This is a genomic window from Actinomadura roseirufa (genome assembly GCF_900659635.1).
Lineage (GTDB): Bacteria > Actinomycetota > Actinomycetes > Streptosporangiales > Streptosporangiaceae > Spirillospora > Spirillospora roseirufa.
Map to the genome: position 1 here is coordinate 1 of NZ_CAACVB010000418.1, position 4,884 is coordinate 4,884.

The 4,884-nt window shown below is 76.2% G+C and carries 4 protein-coding genes; 3 read left to right on the plus strand and 1 reads right to left on the minus strand.

The features are described 5' to 3' along the window. The 3 genes from E1291_RS39190 to mhpA form a co-directional block, all read left to right on the plus strand. Positions 1-1,541 (plus strand): acyltransferase domain-containing protein (locus E1291_RS39190; RefSeq protein WP_131743079.1); only part of this gene is annotated, 1,541 nt, incomplete at its 5' end. Positions 1,542-1,544: 3 nt separating this feature from the next. Further along, entirely contained in the window at positions 1,545-2,339 is a 795-nt protein-coding gene (locus E1291_RS39195; RefSeq protein ID WP_131743080.1) for an arylamine N-acetyltransferase family protein, read from the plus strand. Further along, the gene (gene mhpA, locus E1291_RS39200; RefSeq protein WP_242614660.1) at positions 2,336-3,946 is read left to right on the plus strand and encodes a bifunctional 3-(3-hydroxy-phenyl)propionate/3-hydroxycinnamic acid hydroxylase MhpA; all 1,611 of its coding nucleotides are present in this window, start codon (positions 2,336-2,338) and stop codon (positions 3,944-3,946) included. The genes E1291_RS39195 and mhpA overlap by 4 nt, the downstream gene beginning before the upstream one ends. Here the strand turns inward: mhpA and E1291_RS39205 are convergent. Then, a partial coding sequence (locus E1291_RS39205; RefSeq protein ID WP_131743081.1) for a helix-turn-helix transcriptional regulator occupies positions 3,930-4,884 on the minus strand: 955 nt, incomplete at its 5' end. The genes mhpA and E1291_RS39205 overlap by 17 nt on opposite strands.

Below are 4,884 nucleotides of genomic sequence, written 5' to 3' on the forward strand. Positions count from 1 at the left end.
CGGCCCTGCCCCATCGCGGCGTCGTCGTGGCGGCGGACCGCGCCGAGGCGCTCGCGGGGCTGCGCGCCCTCGCCGCGGGCGAGGCCGGGCCGAGCACGGTGACGGGCGTCGCGGACGTCGAGGGCCGGACGGTCCTCGTGTTCCCGGGGCAAGGCGCCCAGTGGGCGGGGATGGGCGTCCGGCTCGCCGAGGAGTCGCCGGTGTTCGCGGCCGCCTTGGCCGAGGTCGAGGCGGCTCTGGAACCGCATGTGGACTGGTCTTTGTCCGAGGCGCTGCGCGGCCCGCTGGATCGGGTGGACGTGGTGCAGCCGGTCTCGTTCGCGGTGATGGTGGGGCTCGCGCGGCTGTGGGAGTCGTTCGGCGTGGTGCCGGACGCGGTGGTCGGGCACTCGCAGGGTGAGATCGCCGCCGCTCATGTCGCCGGGGCGCTGTCGCTGGAGGACGCGGCCCGCGTGGTCGCGTTGCGCAGCCAGGCGATCGCGCGCGGGCTGGCGGGGCGCGGCGGCATGGCGTCGATCGGGCTGCCCGAGGACCGGGTCACCGCCCGGCTGGACCGCTGGCACGGCCGGATCGAGAAGGCCGCCGTCAACGGGCCCGCCTCGGTCGTCGTCGCCGGGGACGCCGGCGCCCTGACCGAGCTGGTCGACCTCTACGAGAGCGAAGGCGTGCGGGTCCGCCGGATCCCCGTGGACTACGCTTCGCACAGCTCCCACGTCGAGGGCATCCGGGACGAGCTCCACGACGTCCTGGACGGCCTCGCTCCCAAGCCCTCGCCCGTCCCCTTCTTCTCCACCGTCGAGGGCGCGTGGCTGGACACCTCACGCCTCGACGCCGCCTACTGGTACCGCAACCTGCGCGGCCTGGTGCGCTTCGATATCGCCGCCCGTGCCCTCCTGGACGACGGGTTCCGGGCGTTCGTCGAGGTCAGCGCGCATCCGGTGCTGGCCGCCGAGATCCGCGACGCCGCCGGCGCGCTCCCGGCCGCCGTGACCGGCTCGCTGCGCCGGGGCGAGGACGGGCTGCGCACGTTCCTGCTCTCGGCGGCGGCCCTGCGCGTCCGCGGCGCGGGCGTCGACTGGTCGGCGCTCCTGGCCGGGCGGCCCCGCGTCGACCTGCCCACCTACGCGTTCCAGCACCGCCACTACTGGCTGGAGTCATCCGCCCCCACCCCCACCGCCGCGCCGGTGACGGAGGAACCGGAGGACGAGGCGGATCCACCGTCCCCGCTCGCCGGGCTCTCCGAGCTTCCCGAGGACGAGCGCCGCGCGGTGCTCCTGGAGTTCGTGCGGGCCGAGGCGTCGGCGGTGCTGGGCCGGCCGCCCGCCGAGGCCCTCGCGCCCGCCGACGTGTTCTTCGAGTCCGGGTTCGTGTCGCTCACCGCGGTCGAGCTGCGCAACCGGCTCTCCGCCGCGACCGGCCTGGAGCTCCCCGCGATGCTGATCTTCGATCTGGCGACCCCGGCCGAGCTCGCCGCCCACCTGCTGACCGAACTGACCGGGCCGACCGAACCGACCGAACCGACCGAACCGACCGAGGGCTGAGCCATGCCGTTCGACGTCGACACCTACCTCCGGGTCCTCGGCCACCGCGGGCCCGCCGCCCCCACGCTGGAGACCCTGCGCGAACTCCACCACCGGCACCTGGTCGCGTTCCCGTACGACAGCGCCCTGAACACCGGGCGCGGCACCGCGCTGTGGGCGGGCGTGGACATCGACCGGGACGCGGCGTTCGACGAGATCGTCCTCGGCGGCCGCGGCGGGGTCTGCTACGAGCTCAACGGCCTGTTCCGCATCCTGCTGGCGGAGCTGGGCTTCGAGGTCGGCGTGTTCGGGGCGGGCATCCGCCAGATGGACGGCTCGTTCGGCCCCGACCTGGAGCACGTCTTCAACCACGCCCGGATCGGCGGCGCGCTCTTCCTCGTGGACGTCGGCTTCGTCGGCCCCTCCTACCTGGAACCGCTGCGGGTGACCGAGGAGGTCCAGCCGCAGCACGGCAGCCGGTTCCGCGTCGTGGCGCGCGACGGCCACCGGGTCGTCGAGCGCAGCGGGCGGGCCGGCCCCTGGCAGGCGGTCTACCGGTTCCGCGACCGGCCCCGGGACCTGGCCGAATGGCAGGTCCCGTCGGCGGAGCTGGAGGCGTTCGCCCGTGCGCTCGCGGGCGCCGGGATCCTGGTCCGCGGACGGTCCTTCGCCACCGGGCAGCGCGTCCTCATCGGCAAGCGCCTGCTCACCGTGGACGACGGCCACGAGACCGTCCGCGTGCTCACCGACCCGGCCGAGCACGAACGCGTCGTCGCCGAGATCCTCCGTCCGGCCGCCGAAGCGGGGAGCGCCCGGTGAGCGGCCCCGTGAACGGCGCGGCGAACGGCGCGGTGAGCGGCACGGACACCGACGTCCTCGTCGTCGGCTACGGGCCCGTCGGGCAGGTGACCGCCACGCTGCTGGCCGCGCGGGGGCACCGGGTCACCGTCGTGGAACGCCGGCCGAGGCCCTACCCGATGCCGCGCGCCGTCTCGTTCGACGGCGAGTCCGCCCGCATCCTCGCCGCCGCGGGCATCGGCGCGGCGCTCGGCGAGGTCGGCGAGCCCTCCCGCGACTACGTCTGGGTGAACGGGGAGGGCGCCACCCTGTTCGAGGTGGCGGTGGCCGAACGCGGCTGGTCCGGCTGGCCCGACTCGATCTCGATGTACCAGCCCGGGATCGAGTCCGCCCTCGCCGAGCGGGGCCGGCGGCAGCCCACGCTGCGGGTCCTGCGCGGCCACCGCGCGGTCGACCTGCGCGACGCCGGCGACCGGGTGGAGGTCACCGTCGAGGGGCCCGAGGGCGGCGTGCTGTCGGCCCGGTACGTCGTGGGCTGCGACGGCGCCAACAGCCTCGTCCGCGAGGCCGCCGGGATCACGGCCAGCGACCTGCGCTTCTTCAACGACTGGCTGACCTGTGACGTGCGGCTGCACGAGCCGCGCGCGTTCGTCCCGAACAACCTCCAGGTCTGCGACCCGGCCCGGCCGCGCACCGCCGTCTCGGCGGGCCCCGGGCACCGCCGGTGGGAGTTCATGCGCCTGCCGGAGGAGTCTCCCGAGGAGTTCGGCAGCGTCCGCAACGTGTGGCGGCTGCTCGGCCTGTTCGGCATCGACGAGAGCGGCGCGACGCTGGAGCGGCACGCCGTCTACACCTTCCAGGCGCGGTACGCCGACCGGTGGCGGGCGGGCCGGGTGCTCCTCGCGGGCGACGCCGCGCACCTGATGCCCCCGTTCGCCGGGCAGGGCATGTGCTCGGGCTTCCGGGACGCCGCCAACCTGGCCTGGAAACTGGACCTGGTGCTCACCGGGCGCGCCGCCGAGACGCTCCTGGACACCTACACCGACGAGCGGCGGGCCCACGTCCGGCACGCGATCACCATGTCCGTCGACCTCGGCCGCGTCATCTGCCAGACCGACCCGGCCGCCGCCCGCGACCGCGACGCCGTCATGATCGGCATTCGCGAGCGCGGCCTGGCCGCGCCCCCGCCCTCGGCGGTGCACCCGCTGGCCGCGGGACTGCTCCACCGGGACGCGGACGGCCGCCCGCGCGGCCCGGCGGGCGGGCTCACCCCGCAGGGGCGGATCCGGCTCGGCGGCCGCGAGGGGCTGTTCGACGAGGTCGCCGGCCGCGGTTTCGTCCTGCTCACCACCGAGCCGCCCGGAGACCTGCTCGACCCCGCCCGCGCCGCCGCGCTCGCCGCCCTCGGCACCCGCGTCGTCCGGCTGGACGCGGCGGCGGACCTCGACGCGGTCCACCTGCCCTACCTCGACGAGGCCGGGGCGGTGGCCGCGCTGGTCCGCCCCGACTTCTACCTCTTCGGCACGGCCGGGGACCGCGCCGGCGCGGCCGCCCTCGTCGACGCCCTGCTGGACGGGCTGGGGGCGGGGGCCGGCGCGGGTCCCGGCGCGGTCAGCCGGTCTTCATGAGCCCGGCCCACAGGTCGGCGGGCAGATCCTTGCGCCGCCGGATGCCCAGCTTGCGGTAGATGCGGGTCAGGTGCTGCTCGACCGTGCTCGGCGTGATGTAGAGCTTCGCGGCGATCTCCCGGTTGGTGTGGCCGAGGACCGCCAGCGACGCGACCCGGCGCTCGGAGTCGGTGAGGGAGGCGATGCCGTCCGGGTCGTCCGTCATCGACTCCGCCCCGCCGAGGTCGGCCTGCACCGACAGCAGCTCCTGGGCGAGCGGCCGCATGCCGCACATCGTCGCCACGTGCAGCGCCTGGCGCAGCAGCAGCCGGGCGCGCCGCCGGTTGCCGGTCGCGTGCACGCGGCTCAGGTCGGCCAGCACCCGGGCCTGCTCGAACCGGTCGCCCGACGCCTCGGCCAGGTCGACCGCCTCGGTCAGCAGCGGGAGCCGCCGCCCCGGCGGGCTCGCCGCGGCCAGCAGCCGCAGCGCCGGGCCGCGCCCGTCGGTCCGGGACAGCTGCTCGCGGATGAGCCGGCGGGCCTGGTCGCGGTTGCCCAGGCGCAGCCACGCCTCGGCCGCGTCCGTGCGCCACGGCACCGGCCCGGCGGTGTCCAGCCCCCAGGTGCGGATCAGGTCGCCGCAGCTCAGGAAGTCGGCGAGCGCGGCGTGCGCGTGCCCCGCCGCCAGATGGTGATGGCCCCTGGCGTACAGGTAGTGCAGGCCGTGCCGGCTCTGGAACATCGCCTCCGGGACGGACATGGCCAGGTACTTGGCCGCCTCGTCGTGCTCGCCCGCACGGGTGGCGGCCAGGACCAGCGTGCCCAGCGGATACCCGACGGCCACCCCCCACGACGCCGCGCCGAGGCGCGCCAGCGCCGACTGCGCCTCGCGCAGCGCGCCCGGCAGGTCGCCCACCCGCAGCGCGATCTCGGCGCGCGCCGCCGCGAAGAACGCCGCC